At 33.8% G+C, this 26,163-nt stretch carries 37 protein-coding genes and 1 tRNA gene; 36 read left to right on the plus strand and 2 right to left on the minus strand.

The window, feature by feature from the left end:
- Window positions 1–36: 36 nt before the first annotated feature.
- From putP to EG359_RS00920, 3 genes are all read left to right on the plus strand, one after another.
- Window positions 37–1,533: a sodium/proline symporter PutP gene (gene putP, locus EG359_RS00910; RefSeq protein WP_076356050.1), complete on the plus strand. Its 1,497-nt coding sequence runs from the start codon at window positions 37–39 to the stop codon at window positions 1,531–1,533.
- A 273-nt stretch (window positions 1,534–1,806) separates the two neighbouring features.
- Window positions 1,807–2,163 (plus strand): winged helix-turn-helix transcriptional regulator, encoded by a 357-nt coding sequence (locus EG359_RS00915; protein WP_076355909.1) that lies wholly within the window; start codon window positions 1,807–1,809, stop codon window positions 2,161–2,163.
- Between the two features lie 290 nt (window positions 2,164–2,453).
- The gene (locus tag EG359_RS00920) at window positions 2,454–3,017 is read left to right on the plus strand and encodes an AAA family ATPase (RefSeq protein WP_076355907.1); all 564 of its coding nucleotides are present in this window, start codon (window positions 2,454–2,456) and stop codon (window positions 3,015–3,017) included.
- A gap of 210 nt (window positions 3,018–3,227) precedes the next feature.
- Here EG359_RS00920 and EG359_RS00925 read toward each other — a convergent pair whose 3' ends face one another.
- On the minus strand, window positions 3,228–4,376 hold the full coding sequence (locus tag EG359_RS00925) for a tetratricopeptide repeat protein (protein ID WP_076355905.1): 1,149 nt from the start codon (window positions 4,374–4,376) through the stop codon (window positions 3,228–3,230).
- Between the two features lie 175 nt (window positions 4,377–4,551).
- Here EG359_RS00925 and EG359_RS00930 point away from each other — a divergent pair, with 175 nt between their 5' ends.
- The 8 genes from EG359_RS00930 (at window position 4,552) to EG359_RS00965 (ending at window position 9,705) form a co-directional block, all read left to right on the plus strand.
- Window positions 4,552–5,055, plus strand: a complete 504-nt coding sequence (locus EG359_RS00930) for a DinB family protein (protein WP_076355903.1) — start codon at window positions 4,552–4,554, stop codon at window positions 5,053–5,055.
- 79 nt (window positions 5,056–5,134) lie between these two features.
- Window positions 5,135–6,910, plus strand: a complete 1,776-nt coding sequence (locus EG359_RS00935; RefSeq protein ID WP_076355901.1) for a S41 family peptidase — start codon at window positions 5,135–5,137, stop codon at window positions 6,908–6,910.
- Between the two features lie 548 nt (window positions 6,911–7,458).
- Window positions 7,459–7,809 (plus strand): immunity 51 family protein, encoded by a 351-nt coding sequence (locus EG359_RS00940; protein WP_076355899.1) that lies wholly within the window; start codon window positions 7,459–7,461, stop codon window positions 7,807–7,809.
- A 75-nt stretch (window positions 7,810–7,884) separates the two neighbouring features.
- Entirely contained in the window at window positions 7,885–8,379 is a 495-nt protein-coding gene (locus tag EG359_RS00945) for a hypothetical protein (protein ID WP_076355897.1), read from the plus strand.
- Window positions 8,380–8,655: 276 nt separating this feature from the next.
- Window positions 8,656–8,743: transfer RNA gene (locus EG359_RS00950), tRNA-Ser, on the plus strand.
- A 236-nt stretch (window positions 8,744–8,979) separates the two neighbouring features.
- Window positions 8,980–9,123 carry a hypothetical protein gene (locus EG359_RS00955; protein ID WP_123867234.1) on the plus strand — a complete coding sequence of 48 codons (144 nt, stop codon included), beginning with the start codon at window positions 8,980–8,982 and terminating at the stop codon, window positions 9,121–9,123.
- Window positions 9,124–9,183: 60 nt separating this feature from the next.
- Window positions 9,184–9,411: a hypothetical protein gene (locus EG359_RS00960; protein WP_076355895.1), complete on the plus strand. Its 228-nt coding sequence runs from the start codon at window positions 9,184–9,186 to the stop codon at window positions 9,409–9,411.
- A gap of 111 nt (window positions 9,412–9,522) precedes the next feature.
- The gene (locus tag EG359_RS00965; RefSeq protein ID WP_076355893.1) at window positions 9,523–9,705 is read left to right on the plus strand and encodes a hypothetical protein; all 183 of its coding nucleotides are present in this window, start codon (window positions 9,523–9,525) and stop codon (window positions 9,703–9,705) included.
- Between the two features lie 129 nt (window positions 9,706–9,834).
- Here the strand turns inward: EG359_RS00965 and EG359_RS00970 are convergent, their stop codons facing one another.
- Window positions 9,835–10,503: a TetR/AcrR family transcriptional regulator gene (locus EG359_RS00970; protein WP_076355891.1), complete on the minus strand. Its 669-nt coding sequence runs from the start codon at window positions 10,501–10,503 to the stop codon at window positions 9,835–9,837.
- A 178-nt stretch (window positions 10,504–10,681) separates the two neighbouring features.
- Here EG359_RS00970 and EG359_RS00975 point away from each other — a divergent pair, with 178 nt between their 5' ends.
- From EG359_RS00975 to EG359_RS01090, 25 genes are all read left to right on the plus strand, one after another.
- On the plus strand, window positions 10,682–11,176 hold the full coding sequence (locus EG359_RS00975) for a UpxY family transcription antiterminator (RefSeq protein ID WP_076355889.1): 495 nt from the start codon (window positions 10,682–10,684) through the stop codon (window positions 11,174–11,176).
- 179 nt (window positions 11,177–11,355) lie between these two features.
- Window positions 11,356–11,847 carry a hypothetical protein gene (locus EG359_RS00980; protein ID WP_076355887.1) on the plus strand — a complete coding sequence of 164 codons (492 nt, stop codon included), beginning with the start codon at window positions 11,356–11,358 and terminating at the stop codon, window positions 11,845–11,847.
- 98 nt (window positions 11,848–11,945) lie between these two features.
- Window positions 11,946–12,482 (plus strand): hypothetical protein, encoded by a 537-nt coding sequence (locus EG359_RS00985; protein WP_123867235.1) that lies wholly within the window; start codon window positions 11,946–11,948, stop codon window positions 12,480–12,482.
- An 88-nt stretch (window positions 12,483–12,570) separates the two neighbouring features.
- A complete protein-coding gene (locus EG359_RS00990) occupies window positions 12,571–13,041 on the plus strand; it encodes a hypothetical protein (RefSeq protein WP_076355883.1) in 471 nt (156 codons plus the stop codon).
- Between the two features lie 57 nt (window positions 13,042–13,098).
- Entirely contained in the window at window positions 13,099–13,713 is a 615-nt protein-coding gene (locus EG359_RS00995; RefSeq protein WP_076355881.1) for a hypothetical protein, read from the plus strand.
- A 42-nt stretch (window positions 13,714–13,755) separates the two neighbouring features.
- Window positions 13,756–14,475, plus strand: coding sequence for a hypothetical protein (locus EG359_RS01000; protein ID WP_076355879.1), 720 nt, complete (start codon window positions 13,756–13,758; stop codon window positions 14,473–14,475).
- 56 nt (window positions 14,476–14,531) lie between these two features.
- Window positions 14,532–15,167, plus strand: coding sequence for a HEAT repeat domain-containing protein (locus EG359_RS01005; protein ID WP_123867236.1), 636 nt, complete (start codon window positions 14,532–14,534; stop codon window positions 15,165–15,167).
- A 199-nt stretch (window positions 15,168–15,366) separates the two neighbouring features.
- Window positions 15,367–16,104, plus strand: a complete 738-nt coding sequence (locus EG359_RS01010; RefSeq protein WP_076355875.1) for a DUF6882 domain-containing protein — start codon at window positions 15,367–15,369, stop codon at window positions 16,102–16,104.
- 231 nt (window positions 16,105–16,335) lie between these two features.
- Window positions 16,336–17,187 carry a hypothetical protein gene (locus tag EG359_RS01015; RefSeq protein WP_123867237.1) on the plus strand — a complete coding sequence of 284 codons (852 nt, stop codon included), beginning with the start codon at window positions 16,336–16,338 and terminating at the stop codon, window positions 17,185–17,187.
- 8 nt (window positions 17,188–17,195) lie between these two features.
- Window positions 17,196–17,630, plus strand: coding sequence for a hypothetical protein (locus EG359_RS01020; RefSeq protein ID WP_076355871.1), 435 nt, complete (start codon window positions 17,196–17,198; stop codon window positions 17,628–17,630).
- Between the two features lie 13 nt (window positions 17,631–17,643).
- The gene (locus tag EG359_RS01025) at window positions 17,644–18,045 is read left to right on the plus strand and encodes an immunity 22 family protein (protein ID WP_076355869.1); all 402 of its coding nucleotides are present in this window, start codon (window positions 17,644–17,646) and stop codon (window positions 18,043–18,045) included.
- A gap of 23 nt (window positions 18,046–18,068) precedes the next feature.
- Window positions 18,069–18,596 (plus strand): SMI1/KNR4 family protein, encoded by a 528-nt coding sequence (locus EG359_RS01030; RefSeq protein WP_076355867.1) that lies wholly within the window; start codon window positions 18,069–18,071, stop codon window positions 18,594–18,596.
- 51 nt (window positions 18,597–18,647) lie between these two features.
- Window positions 18,648–19,043, plus strand: coding sequence for a hypothetical protein (locus EG359_RS01035; RefSeq protein ID WP_076355865.1), 396 nt, complete (start codon window positions 18,648–18,650; stop codon window positions 19,041–19,043).
- Between the two features lie 248 nt (window positions 19,044–19,291).
- On the plus strand, window positions 19,292–19,471 hold the full coding sequence (locus EG359_RS01040; RefSeq protein ID WP_076355863.1) for a hypothetical protein: 180 nt from the start codon (window positions 19,292–19,294) through the stop codon (window positions 19,469–19,471).
- Window positions 19,472–19,537: 66 nt separating this feature from the next.
- Entirely contained in the window at window positions 19,538–20,188 is a 651-nt protein-coding gene (locus tag EG359_RS01045; protein WP_076355861.1) for a DUF1963 domain-containing protein, read from the plus strand.
- Between the two features lie 37 nt (window positions 20,189–20,225).
- Entirely contained in the window at window positions 20,226–20,747 is a 522-nt protein-coding gene (locus EG359_RS01050) for a DUF4274 domain-containing protein (protein WP_076355859.1), read from the plus strand.
- An 18-nt stretch (window positions 20,748–20,765) separates the two neighbouring features.
- Complete coding sequence (locus tag EG359_RS01055; protein ID WP_076355857.1) at window positions 20,766–21,248, plus strand: hypothetical protein; 483 nt, start codon at window positions 20,766–20,768, stop codon at window positions 21,246–21,248.
- Window positions 21,229–21,855 (plus strand): hypothetical protein, encoded by a 627-nt coding sequence (locus EG359_RS01060; RefSeq protein WP_076355855.1) that lies wholly within the window; start codon window positions 21,229–21,231, stop codon window positions 21,853–21,855. The genes EG359_RS01055 and EG359_RS01060 overlap by 20 nt, the downstream gene beginning before the upstream one ends.
- Window positions 21,852–22,379 carry an SMI1/KNR4 family protein gene (locus EG359_RS01065; protein WP_076355853.1) on the plus strand — a complete coding sequence of 176 codons (528 nt, stop codon included), beginning with the start codon at window positions 21,852–21,854 and terminating at the stop codon, window positions 22,377–22,379. The genes EG359_RS01060 and EG359_RS01065 overlap by 4 nt, the downstream gene beginning before the upstream one ends.
- 171 nt (window positions 22,380–22,550) lie before the next feature.
- A complete protein-coding gene (locus EG359_RS01070) occupies window positions 22,551–23,360 on the plus strand; it encodes an Imm26 family immunity protein (protein ID WP_076356048.1) in 810 nt (269 codons plus the stop codon).
- A gap of 193 nt (window positions 23,361–23,553) precedes the next feature.
- A complete protein-coding gene (locus tag EG359_RS01075) occupies window positions 23,554–24,144 on the plus strand; it encodes a DUF1963 domain-containing protein (RefSeq protein WP_076355851.1) in 591 nt (196 codons plus the stop codon).
- 293 nt (window positions 24,145–24,437) lie between these two features.
- Window positions 24,438–24,674, plus strand: a complete 237-nt coding sequence (locus EG359_RS22670; protein ID WP_228435085.1) for a DUF4274 domain-containing protein — start codon at window positions 24,438–24,440, stop codon at window positions 24,672–24,674.
- Window positions 24,675–24,719: 45 nt separating this feature from the next.
- Window positions 24,720–25,265, plus strand: a complete 546-nt coding sequence (locus EG359_RS01080; protein WP_228435083.1) for a hypothetical protein — start codon at window positions 24,720–24,722, stop codon at window positions 25,263–25,265.
- 70 nt (window positions 25,266–25,335) lie between these two features.
- Window positions 25,336–25,701: a hypothetical protein gene (locus EG359_RS01085; RefSeq protein ID WP_123867238.1), complete on the plus strand. Its 366-nt coding sequence runs from the start codon at window positions 25,336–25,338 to the stop codon at window positions 25,699–25,701.
- Window positions 25,698–26,060, plus strand: a complete 363-nt coding sequence (locus EG359_RS01090; protein WP_076355847.1) for an Imm50 family immunity protein — start codon at window positions 25,698–25,700, stop codon at window positions 26,058–26,060. The genes EG359_RS01085 and EG359_RS01090 overlap by 4 nt, the downstream gene beginning before the upstream one ends.
- Window positions 26,061–26,163 lie beyond the last annotated feature (103 nt).

A 26,163-nucleotide genomic window follows, 5' to 3' on the forward strand; every position in this document is an offset into this window, starting at 1 on the left:
AAAATGGTTATCTTCGGCTTCATAAAAAAAAATGATATGCAAGTATATGAAGGGATTTCTGTGGGGTTGTATCTGTTATTAATGATAGGTATAGGCATATATTCTTATAGAAAATCAACAAGTAATTCGGAAGAATTTTTAATAGGTGGAAGAAAGATGGGGGCTGCCGTTACGGCATTGTCAGCAGGGGCTGCCGATATGAGTGGCTGGCTGTTGATGGGGGTTCCGGGTGCCATGTATTTATCCGGGATTTCAAGTTCCTGGATCGCGATTGGGTTAACGATTGGAGCTTATCTCAACTATATTATTGTAGCACCAAGACTTAGGATCTATACAGAGGTCGCTCAAAATGCCATTACATTACCGGTATTCTTTGAAAACAGGTTTAAAAATAAAAATCATCTTCTAAAAATCACCTCTTCCATTTTTATTCTGGTATTTTTTACACTGTACACATCAGCAGGGATGGTATCAGGTGGAAAATTGTTTGAGTCAGCTTTTGGAATGGATTATACTGTAGGGCTACTATTAACCAGCTTGGTGGTAGTTCTGTATACGTTTTTAGGTGGATTTCTGGCCGTAAGTCTTACAGATTTTGTGCAGGGAACCATTATGGTGCTGGCCTTGGTAATTGTACCGATTGTGGCCATTACCCAAATTGGGGGCGTTGGAGAAACTTTATCCCTGATTGAAGCTAAAGATCCTAAATACCTGGATCTATTCAGGGGAACAACTACGGTAAGCATTGTCTCTCTGTTAGCATGGGGATTAGGATATTGTGGGCAACCCCATATTCTGGTACGTTTTATGGCCATCGATAAGCCTAAGGATCTGGTTAAGGCACGACGAATAGGAATTACATGGATGATTTTTACTGTTGCCGGAGCTTTAGCCATCGGGTTGGTGGGAATTGCTTATCTGCAAAAATTTGACTTGGAAACCATGATGAAGTTTGATGGATCCAAAACAGAGGCAGAAACTATTTTCATCTATTTCTCCCGTATATTGTTCCATCCGTTTATTGCAGGATTCCTGCTTACGGCTATTTTGGCTGCTGTAATGAGTACTATTTCTTCACAGTTATTGGTTACTTCAAGTTCATTAACGGAAGATATTTATAAAGCTTTCCTAAATAAAAAGGCAACATCAAAGCAGTTGCTTATCGCCAGCAGGCTTTCTGTTTTACTGGTAGCGATTATTGCTGGTCTTTTATCTTTAGATCCAAAAGACAGCATCCTTAATCTGGTAGGAAATGCGTGGGCTGGTTTTGGTTCTGCATTTGGACCGCTTATTCTTTTGTCACTTTTATGGAAAAAAACAACATGGCAGGGAGGTTTGGCTGGTATGTTAGTAGGTGGAGTAACCGTATTGGCTTGGGTATATATTCAGCATCCGTTAAAAAATTGGTACGAGATTATTCCGGGATTCACACTTTCTCTATTAACCAATATTATTGTTTCGTCATTGACTTATAAGCAGGATGATGTGATTGAAAGTGAATTTGAAGAGGTTAAAAAAATTATGCAGGAATAATAACGTAATTTTAACCTATCGATAAAAATAATAAACCCTTGCCAGTGTGCGAGGGTTTTTATTAGTATTCATGGTTGGTGACAAAAGTTTTCAATATATGGAGAGAGAATGTTAGATAGGGTAATGATAAGCTGAGATAAAGCCAGCACACTTTTCTTTTCGATTTCATATTTTTTTGTGCAAATTTGCAAAATGAGCTATTAGAAAATCATATACTTACCTTTTAGCGCTATACCTACCTTTAGGAAAGTATGAATATAAAAAACGATTATTATGCCTGAGTTTTTCCACGATAAAAGATTGTATTATACTCCGATTGAATTTGCTCTAAGTCACATAGGGGGAACTTGGAAGATGCCTATTTTGTGGAGATTACAGGAAAAACCACTTCGCTTTAGTGAACTGAAAAAGGATATACCCCATATCACGGACAAAATGCTGACCAGCCAGCTAAGAGAGTTGGAAAGTAAGGAAATGATCCACCGTGAAGTATTCCCTGTAATTCCGCCCAAAGTAGAATATAGCCTGACAGAGAAAGGAAAAAAGGCCATTCCTGTCATTGAAACTATTATGACTTTTGGATATGATCTGATTAAGGATGCAGGAATTACCTTTCCTCCAAAAGAATAGACCGCTCTTTCCGTTTATTTAACCAAAAATTATTATTTTTACTGATAAGAATTCTACTTTCTCAATTAAGATTAATTCAAGTTTCTATTCGGTAAGGAGAGTCATGATTATTCTTAATTTTTCACACTTTTCTATTTTCTTATAGCAGCTCTTTCTTTATTCTTTACGATTAATAATATCCCTTTATCTACTGCTTTTATAGAAGCTATGGATTTCTTTTTTTTTCAAATTAAAATAATCCTACAGCAACTTTTAATTATTCTAAGCTATTAACCTTTAAATATTTGTAGATGAAAAATATTGATGCAAACCAAAAACTTTATATTATCACTGGCGGGCCTGGCGCCGGGAAAACCACAATATTAAATGAATTAAGCAATAACGGATTTACAACAGTGCCTGAAGATGGTCGAAGAATTATTAAAGAACAAATAGACTTAGATGGTGAGGGATTGCCTTGGATTAATAAAAAGTTCTTTGCGGAACTGATGTTTGAAGCTTCAGTAAAAACATATCATAAAATGTATGCGAACACTGATATGAAACCTATTTTCTTTGACCGTGGAATATTGGATACTATTGGCTATCTCAAGCTTGAGAATATTCCTATTCCGAAAGAAATGGAGTTGATTGCCGGCGAAATGGTTTACAATAAAAACATTTTTATTCTTCCTCCCTGGAAAGATATTTACGAAAATGATTCGGAGAGAAAACAAACTTGGGAAGAAGCAGTGCAAACCTTTGATTGTATGGTGGAAACCTATTTAAAATATGAGTACAATGTCATTGAAGTTCCGAAAATTTCCATAGTGGAAAGGGTTCAGTTTATTCTTGATACCATTAATAATTTGTAACTTGAAATATCATTTAACAGCCAATGAATCATAGATTTGAAAAGGAAATAATAGAACTTTCTGGCTCATCAGAAAGATTGTTTTTATCAAAGTAAAATTAGTAGATTGATGTCAATTTTCTTTGTAATGATTGCTACAAAATAAATGAGTTTTTTTGATTGTATCTCTTCTTTCGTGTTTTTGTTAATTTAAATATGTGTTGAAGTGGTTTTATTTTGCATTTATCAATGCTGAAACTCTCTCTGTAGCATAGGCAATCTGCTTTTTTTCTTTTTCCTGATGAGGATTATTCTTCAAATAGAATTGATAATATGTTATGGCATTCTTGGGCTGCTTAAGGGTAACGTCGTAAAGAATACCCAAACGATAATAAATAATGTTATTACTACCAAAGGTAAGACCTTTTTTATAAGTGGTTGTAGCTTCATTATATTTTTCCTGGTCTTCATAAATACCAGCCAATGCAGCATAATAGAGGGAGATGTGTTTTGAAATGGCCTCATCAATTGTTTTTTGAGCATAGATTGTGGCCTGATCATAATCTTTCAGCTCGCGGTAGCTTAGCGTCATATAATATAAGATGCTCTCATTTTGTATTCCCAGTTCTTCTAACATTTTATAAAGTAAAATACATTTCTTATAATCTTTCATATAGAAATAAGCTTGCCCCAGATCGTTCATTACATTTTCATCCTGATGAACTTTTAATAATTTTTCTCCTGTTTCAATGACTTCCAAATATTTTCCGAGTTGGTTGGCTATCGGTAATTTTGCTTGTTGTAATGTGAAGTTTTCAGTGTCTAATGCGATGGCTGTTTTTAATATGTCATAAGCAAGTTGATACTGCTTGAGTTTGTTATAAGTCATAGCTAATTCGTAAGCAACATCAGGGTCAGCAGCATTCAGAATATTGGCCTTTCTAAGGTAATTCAGCTTGGTTTCAGGATTATCGGAATAGGCGGCCATTTGCTTGTAAGCACTAAAGTTAAGACTATCCAGTTGAATGATCTGCTGAAGATAAGCTTTAGCATTAGATATATTACCCCGCTTGGAATTAATACTTGAGAGGCTGAATAGAGTAGACAGGTTATTAGGTTGGATGATATGGACTTTCTGATAGCTTTTTTCTGCGTCTGCAAGTTTGCCAGCCATCATATTGCAGTAGGCAATCTGAGTTAATGCTTTTAAGTCCTGTGTATCTTCAGGATAAATGCTTTGCAGATAAAGAGCTGCATCACCATAGCGTTGTGTTTCATAATAGGTCAGCAGTTTTTCAGTATCTATTTTTGTTGTCTGCGCTATTATGTTTTTAAGGGACAGTAAAATAAAAAGACAAGAAAGCCATACTATTTTCATCATTATTGTTTTTTTTAACTAAAATATTGGATATTTAATAAACTGGCAAGTTTTGTATTCACATATTTGGGATTTTTGTTTTTTAATTAAAGAATATTGTAAAGAGATTCTTATTTTTCAAGATTTACTATATTCACAACACCGAAATTCAATGTATTAATTCAATCAAAGAAATAAAATGGAAATAAAGTCTGTAGATTCATTCATAGATTATTATGAGAAAATTCGTGCAAGAACCAACCGAATTATTGAGATCGTTCCTCCTGAACATATTGATTTTACTTATAAGCCGGGTAAATTTACCATTGGCGACCAAATACGACATATTGCTACTATTGAACGATATATGTATGGAGAAACCATTTCTGGAAGAAAAAGTGCGTATCCGGGCTGTGGAAAGGAACTGGCGGATGGGTATGAAAACATTGTCATTTTTTTCAATGAAATGCATAGGCAAACTCTGGAAATCATAAGGGGATTTTCCGATGAAGATCTTAACCGCAAATGCCTTACTCCGGCCAATAATGAGATCTCAATATGGAAATGGCTTCGGGCAATGGTAGAGCATGAAATTCATCACAGAGCAGAACTATATATTTACCTGAACCTTTTGGATGTGAAAACCCCTCAGATTTATGGTTTTTCAGCAGAAGAAGTTCAGGATATGAGTGTGAAACTATAGTCTTTTAAAAATCCGTAACCTAGGAATCATAAAAACTGATTGTGGTTAATTTGTATATTAGCCTTTCAAAAAAATAATCATGACCAAGCCCTTTATCACTGCTTTTTTACTGTTGGTGAATTCTGTATATGCACAAACAAATATGGAGCTAAAGCCAAAAGATACCTTAATGTATTCTCCCCATTCCGGCAGACCTGTATGGATATCTGTGGAGTCAGGCAATGCCAATTTAGGGATAGCTTTATTCATGGATGGGAAGAAGATAAAGGAGCAGGATGATTCCAGAGGAACAAGGAGTGTTGAACGACTGTACTTTTCGCCTGAAAAAAATAAAAAGTATCAACTTAAGGTCTGGGCAAAATCTTATGTTGAAAAAAGTAAAACAGCTGTAGTTTCCATTACAGAGTCCAAAAATATACCGATACTGAACAACCAGTTTGCTTCAGCTCAGTTTGTGGAAGATCTCCATACTTTCCGATCCATTCGGGAGCAGGTAAACTCCGGGCTTTATGTTTACAGAAGTAAGCAGCAGATAGACAGCATTTATCAAAGAGCAGAGGAAGAGGCTGGAAACAGTAAGAATATTTTTGATTTTTACAAAGTAATAGCCAAGGTTACAGGCTTCGAGGGGAGTTGTCATAACTATACAGACCTTCCTAACCACGCATCTTATTATCTAATCCAAAAACCAGAATATTTACCCATTACCCTTAAGAATATTGATGGACGATTACTACAGGATTCCAAAGATGTTGCAGTTCCTCTTGGGGCTGAAATTTTATCCATTAACGGAGTTTCCTCAAAGGAAATAATCACTCGCTTTTCACAATATTATTTTTCTGATGGTTATTCCATGCCCTATAAGGAGACTGCGGGCTTTGAAAGAGGAATGCTTGATAAATTTTATATGGAGTTCGGTACCCATAAGAGCTATGTAATTAGTTATCTGTGGGATAATCAGACTCATCACACAACGTTATCCGGAATTCCGCTTGAAAGTTTTAAAAAGCTTCAGGAATCCCGATTTTCATTAATATTCGACAAAAAGCTCTTATCTGAAAAATATAGCCTCACGAAAGAGGGCGAGGGGATGTATCGATTATCATTGAGAGGTTTTGACTTTGCAACTGGTAAAGAAGATCCGGCATACAAAAGATTCACCACTTTTCTTGAGCAGATGATGGACATCCTTGAACGGGAGAGCATAGGAAACTTAATTATTGACCTAAGAGGAAATACAGGCGGAACAGGAGCCGTTTATGAGAAAGTTTTTACTTACCTCACGCAAAGACCTTTTCGTGACAGTCATTATGCTTACACTAAGTTTAATGAGATTCCAATGGATGAAAAACTGGTTATTACCCCTCTTTTCCTTTCCAATGGAGTAACGGATAAGAACGGATTGAACGCTTATTTTAAACAGCTTTATCCCAAGCAGGTTCAAGGGAAGTATTATTGGGCAGATGACAAGAATCCTCTTATTTTACCCAATGAAAGGACCTTTAAAGGGCAGCTTTACCTGCTTATAGACCAGCGTGTAGCTTCTGCAGCTTCCCATTTGGCTTCACTTATTAAATCCTATACCAATGCTATTGTAATCGGTAAGGAGACTGTAGGTGGTTATTATGAACATAATGGACATTTTCCTGTGGTGTATGAACTTCCAAATACCGGTATTCAGACCGGGTTTTCCATTGTTCATGTGATTCAGGATGCCCAAATTCTTCCGGATCAGAAAAGAGGACAGGGAATTATTCCTCATATCAAAATACAACAAACGAATCAGGAGTTTTTGGATCAAACAGATGTTTATCTCAAAAAAGTACTTGAACTTCAGAAACAAAATAATAAATAAGTAAACCAGTTACAGATGAAGAATTTGTGGCTGATCTTTTATCTCAGTACATAAATGACAATGCATTTCTCATAGCAGGGTGAAAAAATATTTTTTTGAAAATAATTAATATTGTTTTGTCTTACAGCGTTTTGTTGATGTTTTTTAATGTAGAAAAAAGAAGAGTTATGATCAAAAGTCGTAGAACTACTACAAATTTTCAGATTAATGTCTGAAAATTTTTTGAATATAAATAACCGTTTTATATTTGTTATACCAACACCCAATTACAAAATAATATTAACGATTAAAATTTATAGATCATGGCAACAAATTCAAGGGCATTCTTATCCGTTCTGTTCTAACTCTACTGATTATTACAGATTTTTAAAATTTAGCTGTTTATTTCATTTGATTTTCTGAAGTTTTTATTTCAGGGTTATTTTTTGATGCCAAAATAAAACGAAAGTATTTTATGAAATAATATCTCATTTCAAGGAAAAATGCCTGTAATATTATAGATCAATATAAGCAAAATCGTTACGAAATTTTTAAAGATTTAAAACAATATGGACATTAATAATTTAAAAGAAACAATAAAGCCATTTTTCTGGGTAGAACACGGTAATAGCTTTTCAGTATGCTTAGATGCCGGTAGTTATAAGCAGGAAATCTTTGATGCAAGAGCAGAAGAAGGCTTTGAGGGAAGCGGTTACGACTGGGGATCCCTAGCTCAGGTTTTTCTAGAAGAGAAAAGACCGGATTTGAGCGATAGTATTCGTTTTGATCCTGAGGGAGGAATGTTTTGTGTCTATTCTTCTAATGGAGATCAATTGAAAGACTTTATTTTGGATTTTAAAAAAGCCTGTGAAAATGAAACCGTGATCATGGACCTATTTTCAAGGGCAGAACTGGATTAGGCAGAAGTTTAACCGGAGGAATCTGAAATATAGTGAGGCCCTATTTAAATTTTAACCCAATTTATCAAATTAATTATGAAAAAAATATTTTCTGAACTTAAAGGCTTTGTCATATACAGTCCGGAGCTTTTAGCAAAATACCTTCAGGAACATAACCTTCCGGGTAATAATATTTTGAAATACTTTGTTGAAAATGAACACGGCGATGAAATAACAAAGTCAGGAATTGCTATTCCACTTATAGGAGTAGAAGAGGATTATTATTCTTTCTGTATTTCTACAGGTGAAGAACATATCCTAGGAAATGGGGAAGTGGCTGTTCAGTCAGATGGTTGGATATATCAGACAACGAATAATGAATTAAAGGTTGTGGGTATTGGCTATTTAAAGGATATTTCAACCATTAATGATGAAAACAGCATAAAGCTTACCCTTGACAACGGATGGTCCTCCATAAGAATAAGAGCAGGAGTAAAGGATGGGGAAAGATTATTTGAGCTTAATGCGCAGAAGCAGGAAACAAAACCTAATTTTAGCGGAGATGTCTCCACAACTTACTATTACAGCTAAAAGTTAATATCTAAGGAGGAATATTCAATCAAAAGAAAGATTGTTGCAAAAAAGTTTTTAAAGTTTATTTTTATAATGATAGAGCAGGAATTTTTGCTGTTAAATAGTGAAAATATTTGATAGTCAATGCCTTTGTATACCTGTATTTCTGAGTAGAATTTTGGGAAAACCCTGTGCTATCAATGAATTTTCTAATTTTATTAAAAAATATTTTGTCAGTTATAAAAAACTTTCTATATTTGCACCACTGAAAACAACGGTATAACCGAAGTTAAAGGAGAGTTGGCAGAGTGGTCGATTGCGGCAGTCTTGAAAACTGTTGACTGTAACAGGTCCGGGGGTTCGAATCCCTCACTCTCCGCCAGTTGGGAAACCAAAATAAGCTAAAACGCTGTAAACATTTATGTTTACAGCGTTTTTTGTTTTAGCACAGGTATAAAAAAAATCAAAATACGTTCTATTTCGTGTCCCATCGTTAAAATTGAAAAATGGGAGAAGAAAAATTTAGAAAAAGCCTATCAATAGGTAGTCTAAAGATTGTACATCTTGCAAAAAGTGGTAAGAAAAAGTAAATTATTAAACAATTAAAGTTATTACACAATGAACAAAACATTCAGCCTGCTATTCTTTATCAAAAAGAATAAAATCAGAACAAAAGGAATAGCTCCAATCTATTTGAGAATTACTATAGAGGGCAAGATAGCGGACATTGATGCTAAAAGGTATATTGATTTATCTGCATGATGTTTATTTCCGGCAAGAGTTTTTTTACCAAACCAATGCAAAGTATTTTAAATAATATGGATGAAATATTTGGCGAAGAACATCAGAGATAGATACGAAGTAGTAGAATCAGTTTCGCTATTGGTTTTCAACCCTTTTGTGCATTACAAAAAAGGACTGAAATGGTATGTAATTACAATGCTTATTTTGGGAGCATTGGTTTTAATCTATTTTAATCAAATTGGTGATGCAATAAAGATAATCGTTTCAGATATCTTATTTGGTTGGGTGCGTGTGGTTTCTTTTTAAAGAATTATTGTATTACATCCCTGTAAAGTAAATGTTCGACAAATCGGCCAATGCGTTTATCAAAAACTAATCTCCTCTTTTCAAAACGGAAAAATAATAAATCTGGATGAAGTGATCGTTTTCGGAAGTTCCGGAATGGGAGACTGGCATTACCCAATGGGATCAAAGAAAAGCCAATTTGTGAAGAATTACATCATTAGCGAAAATTTTGTAAGTAACAGAAAATCAGATGAAAATGCAATGGGATTTGAAAAAGCTATTTTGAGTGTCATTGCAGAATTTCAACAAATATAATAACGAAAATTATGACCTCTTTTAGAATTATAATTGCCTAAATTTAGTCCGCTATATAATTAGTAATATTCATCAAATCTAAGACTTGGTTTTTATATATTCTGTTTTAGGTAATGAATACGACAAGAATTACAAATTTCTTTTTTCATACACCATTTTCATCATCAATGTCAAAGCTTCTTTAATTTGCTTTTTACCTTCTTCAGAATTGAGTTCTATTTCACAAAAAGTACTTCTGTTGGATTTAGCGTGCAGGTTCAGGTAATAAATGCCGGCAATTTGAACCGCCATAATCGCTCTCAGGTTAATATCAGTTCCTTTAAAATCTTTATCGGTGGCTTCAAAAAGCGGTTTGCCTAATTCTTCTCTTTTATCAACCAAAGCCCTTAATTTATCGTGGTATTCGCTGATTTGCCACAAAATCATTTTCTGTAAATCGGGAGAAATATCTACAGCATCGTACAGCGTGTGTAGAATCTCCACAATTTGTTTTTCGCCAAAATGTTCTGATTTGAATGCAATTTCCTGCACTTGTGGTGCCACTTTGGTCATCCAGTAATCTCGGCTGTTCAGGTATTCTTCTACCAGATTATCGAGTCCGCCGTAATAAGTGTAAATCAGCCGGCGGTCAACTTTTGCCTTTTTGATAATATTCGGAATAGAAATTCCAGCATATCCTTTTTCTTTTAAAACAGCACCAACGGCATTAATGAGTTTCTGCTGTGTGCGCTCTTTGTTCCTGATTGAACCGGTAATTTCTTTTCTGGGTTTATTGTTTTTAGGGGGTTCTTTTTTCATTTTTTTCAGATTTAAAATCGGTGCAATTTTATCATCTTATTCTAATAACAAAAGTAGATATAAAAAAAACAAATCATAGTATTATGATTTAAAAAATAAATCCTAATTTTGTTTTTAGGAAAATAAAAATGTTGTTGGATAATTAAAATACAAACGATGAAAAAAATGATGAAAAACAATGAACGAAAAGAAGTGGTACGTTGTAAGAACTAATCCACGGGCAGAAAAAAAAGTATCTGAAAAACTTTCTGTTATTGGAATTGACCACTATCTGCCTTTACACAAGCAACTCAAAAACTGGCACGACCGCAAGAAATACGTGGATGAAGTACTCTTCAAAAGCTACGTTTTTATTTACACTACCGAACAAAAACGACAAGAAGTTTTTCAAGTTTCGGCTGTGGTAAAATACCTTTTTGTGGGCGGAAAAATTGCCGTGGTTACCGAAAAGGAAATCGAGCAAATCAGAATTTTCTGTACTTCAAACGATATTAAAATTGAAGAAACCTACAAAAAAGGTGATGAAGTGGAAGTAATTTCAGGTCAGTTCATCGGTTTGAAAGGTCAATTGATTTCTACTCCGGATAGGCGGAAACTGCAAATTCACATTCCTGTTTTAAACTGTTTTGCAAGCATCTCGATTGATAAAAATGATGTGGTAAAAGCAGTTTGAGTTTTCGGATATTAACCTAAATGCCACAAATATTGAAAGAAAAACTGCAAATATTAAATGGCCTCAAAAAGTGATTATATAAATCACAAATTGTAAAATCATAAATCTACCGAATGTTGGAACAAACCTGTTACCAACGATGGCGAAGCCGTAAAATAAACTAATCAATTATAAATTCTATGAAAATACTATTCACGATACTATTCTTTTTATTCATCAGCACAGCCACATTAGCACAGGAAAAACCCGATGCTGTTGTGGGACAATCCGAAGTGACCAAAAAAGATAAATTGGTAGAAAGCTTTACATTGGGCAAGAAGAAATTCAATATTTATCTGTCGGAAAAAATATCTGATGGAGACGGTACTTATCAGCTATATAAAATTGTTGAAAACAAAAGTTACCTCAGTGAGTTTGAATTTCCCAAACAAACTATAAGAAAAGGAAAAATAACAGCCGAAGGTTCTTACAAAATTGTGAACAACACCTTAGTGGTAACCAATGACAGTTATGATTACATTGGCGCTTACCGTATTACCGAAGTTTATGTTTTGGCTAAATACGGATTGAAAATGACAAGCGATAAAATGGTAGCCATTGATACCGATAAGTTACCGGACACTTACCAAAAACCTGCGGAAATGAAACAACCTTTTCCTGCGAAAAATTAAACGATTACAAATAATTAACAACGGCTAAGTTGCGCTAATGTAGATGTTAGCGGTAATTTTACAGACCGACACAAGATAAAACGAACAATGAAAAAAGTATGAAAAAAATATTAACACTAATTATCTTTTGTTTGACTTGTAATTTGTGCTTATCTCAAAAATTTATACGTTACAAAAAAACAAATATTGATTTTGATAATTCATATTTTAATATAACAAAAGAACAAGAAAAGACAATTGAGTTATATTTAATCGCAAAATCTCAATTTAGTTTAATTCGAGATTATCCACGTATTATAGGGATAGACAAGGATGGCAATATTTTTACTTTTGATAAATATAAAGATTTGTATGACGAATGTGAAAAAGAGAAATGTATTTGGAAAATTAACCTATTCAATATGGAGTTTCTTAGAATGGAAAAAGGTAGAAATTTAATGGCTTATACTGTACTTGAGCCAGATTGGTATAAAGTTGACGAAACAAAATCTGATTATTTGGAGAGGTATGGTTCATATGAAGAAACAAAAAAAAACAAATTACTTAGCCCCATAAGGTGTATTCGTCAAATAAATAAAATTAATAAATATAACCAAAAATATACGTTCTTCTATCTAAATGATTATGGAGAATAAAAACTACCTCTAACAAGGTGATTTTACAGAACTGACTTCAATAAAACGAACTTTACCACATAATGAAAAAAATATTTTTACAATTCTTTTGATTTTAGCAGTTTCTCAGCTATTTGCTCAATCAAAGGTTACAGACCTACCATATCTTGAAAGCAATGGTTTAAATAGAAATGCTGAATACTCGTGGAAAATTAAGATTGACGAAAATAAGCCTTTGATATTATCAAACAAAAAGGCTTATTATAAAGAGTTAGTCTTTATAGACGAACATAATGCAATAATTATAGAATATTATCCTGTTAACAATGAAAAAATTTCAACGTTTGTGAATTTGCAATATCCTCTTTTTGAAAAAAAAGTTAACGAAGTAGAATACGTTACAAAACAAAAGTATATTAAAAGACAAAGGTTTATTGTTTTGATAAATAAGATGGATAAAAACGAGCGAATTTTTAAAGCCGAAGAAGATGAATATGAAATATGGTCTTTAATTGACACTAAATCTAAGGAAAAGTATATTCAAAATAAACATATTAATTATCAGAAAGATGGTAACTAACTAAAAAACTGCACACAACAAGGGTTTTGCAATAGTGGGGCGAAACTGCAAAGTTCAATGGCAGTTCTTCGATTTAATTTTTATGCAAAATTGAAGATTTTCGCTTCGATTGCCCCACCATTGCAAAGCCCCGAATTAGCTGACATTCTTGGAAAACATTGGGAAATTAATGCAAATATGAAATTGAGAAAATCAAAAAAAGTATCACTCAAAAATACCCTCTTTTTCTTAGGGCTAATTTTGAACATCGTTGTCGTGAAACTTTTTGCCAAAACTGTAATTAGCCCTTTTACTATCCTACAACTCTATTTAATTCCTGGTTTAATTTCATATTTTATTATAGATAAATTTACCAAAATAGAATTGAGCATCTTTATCAAATTTGTATATTCGACAGTATCGTTTGGAAGTCTGTTCACAACTTTATTACTATTCATAAATTTGAATTTTAAATCTTCCGAAAATTTTAAAATTGTAGAGACTAAAATTTTGAAAAAAGGGTTTACTACAAGAACAAGACAACCAACAGCAGATGCTGAAGTGGATGGAATAATAAAGGGATTTGTATTTCGAAAACTCAAAAATTTAGATGATTATTCATCAATCCAATTAAAATTACGTGAAGGCACAATTGGCTGGAATATTATAGAACAAAGCAAATTACTAAAATAGAACGTCAGCTAACAACGCATTTAAGAAATTGCTGGTTTTGTAGTGATTGAACGATTCATCAAACCAAGAAAATTATATCTTAGCGGAGAGAACTCTACTCCTATTTCCGCAACTTCTCAAATGCGCGAAACGTTAGCGGTAATTGTAAAACAAAATTGTGCTAAAAACAAAATGAAGAAAATAATTGGAATTTTTATTGGATTAATAACTCTGACAATTATTGTTTGTTTTACTTTTTACAGATATTATTTTTCCGACGAAAAAGTTCAAGAACGAAAAATAGAAATTTGGAATAAGCGAGTAGATGAATTTAAAAACTCGAAATCTGGCAAAATTGATTTCGAAAATAACATTAACTTAAGATGGACTATTAAAGATTTTGATTCAAAAAATCATCAAATTGAATATTGTGAAAATGAATACCAAGACGCAACTTATATTTGTAGTATAGATAATGAGCTTTGGTATGGTTCTGATTTCAGAATGGATTTACCAAAAAATGAACTGAAATCACTCGCAATATCCGTAGATGGAAAATATATAAAATTAGAGGTATCGCAGATGTTTAACCCAAATTTGAACGGAGAATTAATTAAAGAACAATTCAAAATTGAAAAAAAATCAGATTATTATATTTTGTATGGATTTTTTTCGGATGGTGCTGGAACATACACAACTAATTGGAAAATTAAAAATGGAAAATCTGAACGAGGAAAAATATCAAAAGGTGACCAAGATTTTAATTGGCAAAATACTAACTGAAAATTACAACTACTGCTAACCGAAACGTTAGCGGTTATGCTATGACAACAGTAACAATGGACAAATATTTAATCGACCTAATTGAAAGAATGTTGGACACCAGCGACCAAATTATGGAAGCCGGTTATGACAGTTCTAAAACCATTTCGTGGAAAGCACTTAGAGAAGCAGAAAAAGTTGACAAAGCGGACTACGTACCTCAACTAATTCTTTTCATAGACAAAGAAAAAGACAAAAAGAAGCGTGGCGAAGCATACTTTCTACTTGGGCACATTGCAAAAAACACGAACGACACAACAGCGTTGAACTATTTAATTCAGCGGGTTGACAAAGAGACGGACAAATACATTGTTTCGTCACTTCTCGACAGAATTGGGGATATCAAAAAACCAACAGGAACAAATTTGCAGCCATTAATTACAGCTACCAAAAATGACAAATGGTTAATAAGACATAGCGCTATTCAATCTTTAAATTATTCGACTGACCCAGATGCAGAATCAACCCTAATTGAAATTCTTGATAGTTCAGATAACCAATACAACTTGACTTATTCAAATGCGACACTAAATAGAATTGGAACATTAAGAGCTATTCCACATTTAGAGAAGCATTTGAAAAGTAGAAAAAGAGACGTGAAAGACTCTGCAAAATTTGCAATTGAAGAAATATTGAAACGGAATGGACAATAAAGCACAAACCGCTAACACGGGTTTTGCTTTAGTGGGCTGACAGTGCGAATAGAAATATTTGAGCAATTAATAAACGTTGGTGCTGGCAGAAAGTTTACGGTTTCAAAAGCCCACCAACGCAAAGCCCAAAACCGTTAGTAGCCATTTTAAAACGACAGACCTTTAACATTAGAACAACCTAAAAATAAAACACAAAAATATGGGATTTTTTAATAAAATTTTTGGACAAAACGACAAAACAGAACAAACCAACGAAACACAATCACAACAAAATTTAGCACCTTGTAAAACAGAACAAGAACTTATCGAAAGATATGGCGGAATTGCAATGGATAAGCAATTAAGTTTCGGAGATTTTATTGGTAATAACAATTGGAATATAAATATAGCAAACGGTGAAATAAGCTTTGGAACTGACATTGTTCTTCCTATGCAAGTACTTGGTACAATTTCTCACTCTTCACAGACTTGGCTTTGGGCTTGGGCAAATACTAAATCAGGTCTTTCCGAAAATGTAATTAAACAAGCATTGCAACTAAAAAAATATGGCGAAGAAAATAAGATTGACCTTTTAAAAAATGATACTTTCGATTTTACAAAAGAGGACTTACATCTAATTGGAATAATTGCATCAGGAATTCATAATTCTAGTGGATATTATATTTGTGATTACGGACAAGGTGCAATGGTTGTAACAATAAAAAGCGAAAAAGTGGACAAAATTAATAAAGAAGATAATCATCACAGAATTTTAACCGTTTTTCCTCAATTAATTTCACAATTTGAAATGAACCACAATTATGCTCTGACAAATTATCTAATTGCAAAAGGTTATACGATTTCAGAAAATGGAACAAAATTAATTGCCACAAAAAACGGACAAACTATAACTGCTGAGTTTGACGAACTATCAAGACTAACAAAACTAAACGGATAAAAAACGTCGCATAACAAGGGTTTTGCAATAGTGGGGCGAAACTGCAAAGTTCAACGGTATTTCTTCGGTTCAACTTTTGTACAAAATTGAAGATTTGTGCTTCAAAATCCCGCCCGAACGCAAAGCCCCGAAACGTTAGTGGTTAGCATATGCCCCCTGAAAAACCGCTTATTAAAATAGATATGAATGTTAAACAAAAAATAGCTTGACGAACGATGAACTTTTACACATTTGAAAACAAAAAAAATGCCCTGGGGCGATTATGGAAATACCTTGTTTACAGGGTTTGCATACCCTGATGAAAATAATGACGAAATCATATATATAGAACGGGCAGGTCCTTTTGTTCCTGCAATTTATAAAAAGTGGGATATGATTTTAGTTTCTGAAAGTACCAGGCAAAAATTAGAAAAATCTGATTTGAAAGGAATTCAATTCATCAATACAACTTTCAAAAAAATAGTAGATATCGATTGGCAAAATTGGGATCTGGAGGCAGAAAAACCCAGGATTTATCCAGCCGGAGGCGAGCCGGAAAACTATATTTTCACAAGAAAACATAATGCTGAAATTGCCAAAAAAATGGAAGCAATATGGTGTTTAAAATTAGATAAAGAAACTTTGATTGGAAGAAAGCAAAGGAATGTGTCTGGAAGAAATGAACTCTTCATTATTGAAAACGCTTGGACAGGTAACGATATTTTTATCAGCAAAAGTGCCGGACATATTTATCTTACTGAAAAGGCAAAAAAATGGTTTGAAGAAAATTTGCCGGAGTGTATAATGTTCAGAGAATTTAATTCCAAAATAGCAACACAGCAAGAGATTGATTTTGTATTAGATTACATCAAGCCAACTGCACCAAAAGTTGACCCTTTTGCACATCTGACTGAAAAAGATTGGAAGAATTACCAAAAATTTTTAGAACACGCCACAAAGTTTATTGCAAAATCTAAAACCGACAAAACGGAAAAATCAAAAGCAAAAAGCATCGAAAAAGCGATAGAAAGTTTTAAAAATGCACAAGCCATAAAACCATTGGGTAAAAAGGAACAGTTTCTATTTGAGCAACTAACAAAGTAAATTTAGTAATGAAATCCACAATATTCCTCATCTGTTTACTTGCCACAATGCATTCCTGCAAAGAGAAAAACACCAGCGGAAACAAAACGCAAACCGATACGATTAAGGTAGAAAATCAGGGGAAATTTACTGACAGTTTCAAAACACAATTTGAAGGAACCTGGCAAAAAGAAACCGAATTTCAAACCAGCACCATCGAAATACAATTTGAAAAAGAAAAAAATTACGCCACGGTTATCGATATTGGTTCCGGCGAAGCACCACCTGTAAAATTGCAGGCTTTACCGAAAGACAACAAACTTTTTATCAATACGGAAGACGAACACATACAATTAGAAGTAAAAGAAAATCAATTGATTTTTAGAATACAGCCAACTACTTGGAACAAAGATGGCACTGTAGAAAAGCCTGTAGAAAATATTTTTAAAAAAGTGAAAAAATAAAAACAACAAAACAATGGAAAGATACAATAAAATCCATCTTTGGATAGGAACAACAAACAAAACCGAAGCGGAATATCAGCAATATTTCGAATTAGATTATTCAACCGAGGGCGATTTTGAAACTCCGAATTATAAACTCTGCCCATTCTGCCAAGACATTGGAAAACAGTGGTACGACCAGGATTTCATTGGCATTATCCCAAGGTTTGAGAATGAAATTTCTTTAGATGAAATTTTGGAACATTCATCCACAGACCCAGCCGAATGGGAAAAAATAAAAAGCATTTGCAAAGATTACAACATCGAAAAAGCCAATGCAATTTTATGGTATGCCGATGGCGAGCTGGCTGTTCCAAAACCTTACAAAGAAGATTACAACGGATTAAAATACATCGGAATGTTTGAAGGCGATTAATCGAATGCGATAAATATAAACCTATGAATATCAAAGAAAAACTCAAACAAAAATCACTGCAACTGAAAGAGCGAAATCTTTTTGCTAAAGGTGCATCAGAAAGTGAAATAGAAAATTTTGAAACCACTTTAAATATCAAGCTTCCATTGGTTTTAAAAGCATTTTACCTGTTGAATAACGGCGGTTGTTTTGCCAATAATCTTTTTAAAACCGAAGAACTTCAAAACCCTGAAGATTTGGGAAGCATTATTTGGAACAGCAATTATTTCCTCAGTCTTGAAGAGATTATCGAAGCCTACAATTTTGATGGTTCTTTTACCTTAATTGATTATCAGGAACAGGAAAAATATACCGGCAAAAGATTAATCCCGATAATGCACACTCGTGGTCAGGAAAATCTGGTTTGGGATGCAACCGAAGAACATTCCACGAAAATTCTGGATGCTTTCCACGAATTTAATGCTGATGAATGGAAAGTTTTATATCCATCATTTGAAGATTTGCTGGAAACCTATATTGAGGAAGATGGCGATTTTGAAACGATAGCATAAAAACAAAAATCCCGAAGGGATGAAAAGATTATAGAAAAGAAAAATGAAACTATGGAGTTCACAGCATTAAGAAACGAATTGCAACAAGCAATAGCACAAGCCGAAGAATACGCAATCGGTAATCTTCAGGAAAGCATCACATTTTCACCATACATTTTTTTGGGAGAAAAGAACATCCGTAAAATTTTGGCAGATAATATTGATAAAGCCATCGAAACAGCACAGGAAGAAATAGAAGATTTAACGCAGGAAACTGTGGTGTTTGTTTACTCCGATGTAGTGAAACTTGCAGATGGCGAATGCAACGCCATTGTTACCCAACTTTTTAATGAAGATGAAGACAATGGTTATTCTTACGGATTGCTGTATAAAATGGAAAATAATAAAATCACTTTTTCCAATCAAAGGGTGTTTTTAGGTAACATCAGGAATTGCTTAATTTTTTAACGATGAACGAAGTAAGAATAAGAATAGCTGGCAACACACAAACACCGTGTATAATGGCAATAAAAGCAAAAGGCTTTACCCTCACAATGCAAACAACACATACCAAAGACGGAAGAAAACTGTAAAAAAATGGAATTTAATACAACCTATCTCTAATAGCAGTCAGACGGAATTTCGTGGATTTTATATCCGCAAGAGATTTTAAAAATTTAAAATACAGCGGAGAGAAACAAGAAATGATTTAAACTATGAAAAAACTTCTACTACTAACAATATTGCCATTTGTATATTCCTGCAACGGACAAGAAAAAAATGCGAATGAAAACACCATAACCACAGCCGAAAAACAAAATACCGCTAGAGTAACATTCATTGGTTATTGGGATAAAAACAACGACCCAAATTTAAAAGAAAAACTTTTGTGCTAAGGCTCGGCTGACGTTTTCCAAAAGCAGATTTAATAATTGGCCTGAAAACTTTAAAGCAGTAAACCAATGATAATAGAATTCAACAAAACAGAAAATATTTTCGGGGTAATGGGCGGAAATCCTTACCTGAAAAATCTTAGCGATTGGCCATTGAACGAACACGGCAAAAGAATGATACATTTTTGTACCGCGTTCAGCAACATTTTTGGTGGCAATCAATTTGATGATAAATATTGCATCAGTATTTTTCTAGATAACGAAACCAATGAAAGAGGACAATTGAAACGTGGTTTCAGCACACGATATGCCATTCAGGAAAACAACAGCTTTGCAACTTCAAAAAAATATGCCAAAGCATTGCTACTTGAAAAATCGGAAACGCCTGTTTCCGTAATAAGCGAAAACGGTGTTTTACCAGTAATTACAATGAGCAAACGCCATTTCACCAATGAAGAAGTGATGCAGGAAAGCAACGAAGAAGGAACGGATAAAAGCAAACTTTTTTCGGTACCTCATTTCTTGCAGGACAATGTACATCCTCAACCTGCAATGAAATACCAACCCATCATTCAACTCAATGAATATGATTTGGCAAAACTTCATAAAGAATACGAAGGTGTTTTTCTTGAAGGATTAGCTTATTTCTGGATAGACCAAAATTACCGAAAATATGCTCCGATAAGAGAAGTGGGCTATTTCGGGATACAGTATTTGTAACTCATAAAAATATTTAAGTGTAAATAAAGTATCATCTATGAAACAAAAAATATCAAACGACGAGTTCCAACAGCTTTTTGATGAAATGGTTATCCAGTTCGCAGAAAAGCAAACGCCGAAAATCTGGCACCAAATGGCAATGGAATGGAATGAAACCTCTGTGTTTTTGCATTGGCTTGCCGATAATCCCAACACCGACAAAGCAACTGCTTTAATGTTGTATTGGATGTCGGGACCACGGTATTTTAAACAGTTTAAAAACCGTGAAGAAGCAGGAAGTAATACATCAAAATTTGACTTAATTGAAAATATCGAAAGCAAATATTTGAATGGCTTTTATAACAAACAAAATTTTTCATTTGACCCAAACACCGCAGATTTTTCAGGAACCGTTTGGGTAGAAGAATATCTGGATAAAACCATTGTACGTGAAATTCCTGTAATAATGTTTGAAAAACTGGAAGGTGAAATGGTAGAAGAACCCGAAGGATTTATAGAAGGAATGCCACCGGAATTGTATGATTTGCACGATGAACTGTGTGAGAAGTATGGTTTTTAGTAATCAATAATCAACCCAATGAAAAAATCAATTCTCTTTTTCTATTTGCTTATCATATTATGCTCTTGTAAGCAAACGACCAATAACAAAGAACAAACCGTATCTGAATTTGATACGCTTTCTTCTGTTAAGAACAAGGAACATTTTACCGAAAGTTTTAAAACACAATTTGCAGGAACCTGGCAAAAAGAAACTGAATTTCAAACCAATACCATCGAAATACAATTTGAAGCCGGGAAAAATTACGCTACGGTTATCGATATTGGTTCCGGTGAAGCCCCACCTATAAAATTGCAGGCTTTACCGAAAGACAACAAACTTTTTATCAATACAGAAGACGAACACATTGACCTCGAAGTAAAAAACAAACAACTGATTTTTAGGATACGCCCTAATATTTGGAACGAAGACAGCGCCGTACAACCGGCACCTGCAGATTTTAGAGAAGAAGTTTTCAAGAAAAAGAATGATATTTTAAAATATGAACAAATATATTCTTGATTTAATAAGCAGGATTAATGATAAAACAGAAGAACGTGATGAACGTGGTGGCATTGGTCAGCATACAAGTTTCAATGCGATAAGAGAAGCTGGGCAATTGAATGATGCCAGTTTTTTACCTGAACTTAAAGATTTCATCATAAATTCTCCGCATCAGGAAGATAAAATTGCGGTATATATAATACTTGGTGGCATCATTAGAAATACAAATAAGATTGATGATATTCAATTTTTAATTGACAGAATTGATAAGGAAGATAAAATAACAAAGCATTACATATTAAAGCAGTTTCCGCCAATAAGAAAGACTTTAGAAAATGATATCTCTACACTTTTACAATGTGTGGACACCAACGATATTGGAGAAAAAATTACAGCAATCGGCTCACTGTTCTATGCACCACATCCAGAGGCAGAACAAAAGTTAATTGGTTTTAATGTAACAAAAGAAGAAAAAGAAGTATTGCAAATAACGTGTGCCGTTTTATCTGATATTGGAACAATGGCATCCATTCCTTTTTTGCAAAGCATTATCAGCACAAAAAAAGGAGAGTTGAAAAAAATGGCAAAGTATGCATACGACAGAATTTTGAAAAATATCCTATGAATATCACAGAAAAACTCAAACAAAAATCACTGCAACTGAAAGAGCGAAATCTTTTTGCGAAAGGTGCATCAGAAAGTGAAATAGAAAATTTTGAAACCACTTTAAATATCAAACTTCCATTGGTTTTAAAAGCATTTTACCTGTTGAACAATGGCGGTTGTTTTGCCGATAATCTTTTTAAAACCGAAGAGCTTCAAAACCCTGAAGATTTGGGAAGCATTATTTGGAACAGCAATTATTTCCTGAGCCTTAAAGAAATTATCGAAGCCTACAATTTTGATGGTTCTTTTACCTTGATTGATTATCAGGAGCAGGAAAAATACACAGGCAAAAGATTAATCCCGATAATGCACACTCGTGGTCAGGAAAATCTGGTTTGGGATGCAACCGAAGTACATTCTACGAAAATCCTGGATGCTTTCCACGAATTTAATGCTGATGAATGGAAAGTTTTATATCCATCATTTGAAGATTTGCTGGAAACCTACCTTGAGAAAGACGGCGATATTGAAACGATAGCATAAAAACAAAAATCCCGAAGGGATGAAAAGATTATAGCAAAACAACAGTAACCAATTAAAACCTCGAAGATAGACCTTAAATTATTATCTGGGAAACGATGATTTTCAGGAATGAAAATTTTCAATACTAAAAAGCTTCAAAGTAAATCAACAGATAGAATAAACAGTACAAAAATGACCGAAATTCAATTTGCACATTTCAACATACAACTGCCTGATAAAAGTTCAGCCGAATTTTCAATATTCGAAGATTTAGCCGAATTATTTGGTCAAGAATTTCAAACCGAAGCTGTGGGAATTTTAAAGGATGCACTAAAATCGCCTGATTTGAAACCCAAACCAAACATCGACTACGAAAGCGATTTTGTACAAGTTTCAAGCAAAAATGCTGATGCTATTTTTACGGTTGCCAAAACTATTTACCAACTCACCGTTCCTGAAAAAAGAACAGAAATTACAGAAGCTGAGTTGGATGATATTTATAATCAGCTAAAAAAATGGAAAAGACCACCAAAACAGAAATGGGAAATCGGCGATGTATTTTCTGTTCCGCTTTTGGATGGTACATTTTCGTTTGGGCAAATTGTAGGTACACATTCAACCGCAACATCGCCCGTATTGACGTTGTTTGAAATAAAGCAGGAGAAAGACAACATCACTACAGAAGAACTCATCATCGCAAGGGTTCTTTCTGTATGGAATGCTGATGAGGAACCAATTGTAAGCCATCAGTATAAAATTCTGTTCAACGAAGAGTTATTGGTAAGCCCTGAAAAAGTAAAAAATAAGAAACGTTCCGGCGGTGCAGATTTGCACGTATTAGCCAATGTTTATTTTGGTCTGGAGCCTTATAATGTAATGTTTAAAGAAAATTATTACGATGATTTTTGGCAACCTAACATTCAGCGACCACAGCATATTATTTGGTTATCGGATGAAGAACGTGAAAAATACAGGAAAGAAAAATTTAATATCAATGAGTAAAATTTTTTAAGAAATAAAAATGCAGAGATTGAAATATGTATGCCCAAAACAGCGACCATCATTCATCTTACTGTGAAATGAATATCCTAAACAGTCAATTGATTTACGAATGTAACAGTGCGCTAAATTTTACAGATAATGTTTTGAAAAGGGATAAATTCAGCACCAAAATGGTGTTTAAGAAAAGGAAGAAATGAACCATATAGCATTCACAAAACCCACAGAAAGTAAGTCAACTGTTCCAAGAATTGGTGGAAAATCTTTCATTCCCGACCATCTTTGGCCAAAGGATGAAAATGAAAATGCGATGCTGTTCATCGCCAGTATTCCCGCAGAAACAGTTACTCGTGTTATGAATATAGAAGTAGCAGAAAATACTTTCTTTTCCATTTTTAGTACTTATAGCAGAGAAGATTATTTTCTAGACAAGGTAATTTATAACTGTAATGATGCAGAAGAACTGGATATCATCAAACAAAATACCCAAATCATTTATCATCAAAAAGAGGAAGCCATTAACCTATCCGAACACGAAATTCCAGCGTTTGAATTTTCATTTTCTGAAAATGCTGATGAAGGAAATTTCCTTGGAGGCAGTCCAGAATTTTTGCAAGAAGAATTGGTTTTTGAAGATCATAGATTTCTGATGCAATTCTATGCCGGTAATTTTCCCGAAGAATACAGAGACATCCTTTATCTCTCTGATGCCGTTGGTTACGTTTTCATTAAAAATGAATTAAAAATCAATAAAATTGCAGGCTTATACTTTGGGCAATGTACTTAAAAATGTAAAAATATAGACAGGAAAAATGGACAGTCACTTTAAAAACAAGAAAAAATCTTCCAACAGCTATGCCAAGCTGGAAGCAAAACTATTTGTAGATTATTTCACAAAAACAACCGCTTCGAACTGCTTAAAATGATGAACAAAATGAAATTATTACAACCTATAAAAATCGACTTTCCTTAATTTTTTCAAAACTTAAAAATTTGATTTAGTTAAAATCGAGAATAGACTTTGAACCGTTTTAAAAAGAAAAAATCATTATAAACAAAAATTAATTATTAACAACACCAATGGCAAAACTAACAGAAGAAAAGAAACTGTTTATCGACGACAATTTTTATGAAGGACTTGACGATAATGAACTTGACAGGACAAAATTTGAAATGCTGACTGAGCCGGAAGAATTACATTATTTGGCTGATAAACATAACTGGGATAATGGCGTAAAGGTTTTGCAATGGATTGTCGAAAGTAATATTTGCAGTGAAGCAACTGCATTACAGATTTTCTGGTTGGCTCAACCGTAGGATTTTCAAAATTATAAACTCACAGAAACTATTAAAGGAGATAATGTGGGAGACGAAAACGAGATATTTCAATTAATTAAAACAATTCTGAACAATTTTGAAAACGGATTTTACAAGAAGTCTGACATCCATTTTGACCCAAGCACGCACATTACAGACCAACAACTACAAGTTCCCGATTTTATGAAACAACCCACCAATGGTGAAGAAACATACATTTATTTAGAACAAAGTGAGGTAGATAGTTGGTTTGGTGAAATTTTAGAAAATAAAATCAAACGTTGCGATACATCAATGGAACTATATAACATCGCTTCCTTCGTAAAATATCATCTCGATGGCAGAGACGAATTAATTCTAAAACATCCCTTATGTGATAAAGGAATTGCAGTGATGCTTTTTTGGCGGTTAAAAACATTTAGAAATGTATGGTTTGAAACCAGTGTGATGGCCAGAGAAATTATAGACAAAGTCCGCACCAACCAATGCCCTGAAATATTAGCATACAACCCTAAAAAAGATAAAGCAATTAAAATGAATGAACCCAAACCCAAATGGAACATTCCTGAAATAATGACAAAGGCAGTTTAACCATAACAGTTAAAAACAAAATCCCGAAGAGCCTGTCAAGAAATTTAAGGAGATGAAAAAATTATAAAATATGATACTCGAACTTTACCCTTTATTCAAACGCATCGAAACTCGTTATCCCGCTTGGACAAATGAATACAGCCTGCGAAGTATAGAACCGTTTGTTTCAGGTTATTACCACGCTTTGCTTGAAAATGGATTGCTCGAAATTGGAAAAGAAGAGCCATTTTTCGATTGGATAGCCAATAAGGTTGGGTACAGTTCATCAACAGCAGGCTGGGTAAATATGATTGTTGCCTACACCATAGGATTTAAGCCTAAAACCATCAACTGGAACAAGTTTTTAGAAACGACTATTACTAAAGAACAACACATTGCATCAGTCAAAATGTTCTACAAATTGCTGGAAGAATTTAAAGAAGAAATCAATCTATGAACCCCGAACAATTCATACAGAACAGCACATTGCTCACATCCGTTTTCGGGCAGTTGCCGAAATTTCACGATGGCGAAATTGTGTCTTTAAAATTGGAGATTTCCTCATCAGGATTTTACCCAAAATTGGTTCTGTTACTATCCATATTACATTTCGGAAAACGCTACCAGATTGAATTAGAATTTAATAATGTAATGAAAAATAGTTTCGAAAACTTCAGCAATCAGAATTCCATTTGGGAAATGAATTTTGAAAAACTTGAAAATAGCATTCTGTGCACAATTGAAGCCAATTGTGGTTTATCCGCCGAAATAGAATGTGAAACAGTGAGTGTGAATTTTGTAAAAGTTATCGATTAAAACAAATGTTATACAAAAAACAAATCTAACAAACGCTTTCCTACAAAAACTGGGAGATTGCAGAAGTTGATGGATGAAAATGGAAACGATTTAAGAGAATAAA

The sequence above is a fragment of the Chryseobacterium joostei genome (genome assembly GCF_003815775.1).
Lineage (GTDB): Bacteria > Bacteroidota > Bacteroidia > Flavobacteriales > Weeksellaceae > Chryseobacterium > Chryseobacterium joostei.

Bases quoted from the DNA above. Each gene is read 5' to 3' on its own strand.
- EG359_RS00945 (WP_076355897.1), top strand. From the start codon at position 7,885: ATGAAAAAAATATTTTCTGAACTTAAAGGCTTTGTCATATACAGTCCG.
- EG359_RS01030 (WP_076355867.1), top strand. From the start codon at position 18,069: ATGAATATCAAAGAAAAACTCAAACAAAAATCACTGCAACTGAAAGAG.
- EG359_RS01045 (WP_076355861.1), top strand. From the start codon at position 19,538: ATGATAATAGAATTCAACAAAACAGAAAATATTTTCGGGGTAATGGGC.
- EG359_RS01075 (WP_076355851.1), top strand. From the start codon at position 23,554: ATGAACCATATAGCATTCACAAAACCCACAGAAAGTAAGTCAACTGTT.
- EG359_RS01055 (WP_076355857.1), top strand. From the start codon at position 20,766: ATGAAAAAATCAATTCTCTTTTTCTATTTGCTTATCATATTATGCTCT.
- EG359_RS22670 (WP_228435085.1), top strand. From the start codon at position 24,438: ATGGCAAAACTAACAGAAGAAAAGAAACTGTTTATCGACGACAATTTT.
- EG359_RS01090 (WP_076355847.1), top strand. From the start codon at position 25,698: ATGAACCCCGAACAATTCATACAGAACAGCACATTGCTCACATCCGTT.
- EG359_RS01010 (WP_076355875.1), top strand. From the start codon at position 15,367: ATGGGATTTTTTAATAAAATTTTTGGACAAAACGACAAAACAGAACAA.
- EG359_RS01085 (WP_123867238.1), top strand. From the start codon at position 25,336: ATGATACTCGAACTTTACCCTTTATTCAAACGCATCGAAACTCGTTAT.
- EG359_RS00925 (WP_076355905.1), bottom strand. From the start codon at position 4,376: ATGATGAAAATAGTATGGCTTTCTTGTCTTTTTATTTTACTGTCCCTT.
- EG359_RS00975 (WP_076355889.1), top strand. From the start codon at position 10,682: ATGAACGAAAAGAAGTGGTACGTTGTAAGAACTAATCCACGGGCAGAA.
- EG359_RS00955 (WP_123867234.1), top strand. From the start codon at position 8,980: ATGAACAAAACATTCAGCCTGCTATTCTTTATCAAAAAGAATAAAATC.
- EG359_RS00915 (WP_076355909.1), top strand. From the start codon at position 1,807: ATGCCTGAGTTTTTCCACGATAAAAGATTGTATTATACTCCGATTGAA.
- EG359_RS01070 (WP_076356048.1), top strand. From the start codon at position 22,551: ATGACCGAAATTCAATTTGCACATTTCAACATACAACTGCCTGATAAA.
- EG359_RS00995 (WP_076355881.1), top strand. From the start codon at position 13,099: ATGGCAGTTCTTCGATTTAATTTTTATGCAAAATTGAAGATTTTCGCT.
- EG359_RS01060 (WP_076355855.1), top strand. From the start codon at position 21,229: ATGAACAAATATATTCTTGATTTAATAAGCAGGATTAATGATAAAACA.
- EG359_RS01025 (WP_076355869.1), top strand. From the start codon at position 17,644: ATGGAAAGATACAATAAAATCCATCTTTGGATAGGAACAACAAACAAA.
- EG359_RS00940 (WP_076355899.1), top strand. From the start codon at position 7,459: ATGGACATTAATAATTTAAAAGAAACAATAAAGCCATTTTTCTGGGTA.
- EG359_RS01005 (WP_123867236.1), top strand. From the start codon at position 14,532: ATGGACAAATATTTAATCGACCTAATTGAAAGAATGTTGGACACCAGC.
- EG359_RS00980 (WP_076355887.1), top strand. From the start codon at position 11,356: ATGAAAATACTATTCACGATACTATTCTTTTTATTCATCAGCACAGCC.
- EG359_RS00970 (WP_076355891.1), bottom strand. From the start codon at position 10,503: ATGAAAAAAGAACCCCCTAAAAACAATAAACCCAGAAAAGAAATTACC.
- EG359_RS01065 (WP_076355853.1), top strand. From the start codon at position 21,852: ATGAATATCACAGAAAAACTCAAACAAAAATCACTGCAACTGAAAGAG.
- EG359_RS01050 (WP_076355859.1), top strand. From the start codon at position 20,226: ATGAAACAAAAAATATCAAACGACGAGTTCCAACAGCTTTTTGATGAA.
- EG359_RS00920 (WP_076355907.1), top strand. From the start codon at position 2,454: ATGAAAAATATTGATGCAAACCAAAAACTTTATATTATCACTGGCGGG.
- EG359_RS01040 (WP_076355863.1), top strand. From the start codon at position 19,292: ATGAAAAAACTTCTACTACTAACAATATTGCCATTTGTATATTCCTGC.
- putP (WP_076356050.1), top strand. From the start codon at position 37: ATGCAAGTATATGAAGGGATTTCTGTGGGGTTGTATCTGTTATTAATG.
- EG359_RS00960 (WP_076355895.1), top strand. From the start codon at position 9,184: ATGAAATATTTGGCGAAGAACATCAGAGATAGATACGAAGTAGTAGAA.
- EG359_RS01035 (WP_076355865.1), top strand. From the start codon at position 18,648: ATGGAGTTCACAGCATTAAGAAACGAATTGCAACAAGCAATAGCACAA.
- EG359_RS00985 (WP_123867235.1), top strand. From the start codon at position 11,946: ATGAAAAAAATATTAACACTAATTATCTTTTGTTTGACTTGTAATTTG.
- EG359_RS01020 (WP_076355871.1), top strand. From the start codon at position 17,196: ATGAAATCCACAATATTCCTCATCTGTTTACTTGCCACAATGCATTCC.
- EG359_RS00930 (WP_076355903.1), top strand. From the start codon at position 4,552: ATGGAAATAAAGTCTGTAGATTCATTCATAGATTATTATGAGAAAATT.
- EG359_RS00935 (WP_076355901.1), top strand. From the start codon at position 5,135: ATGACCAAGCCCTTTATCACTGCTTTTTTACTGTTGGTGAATTCTGTA.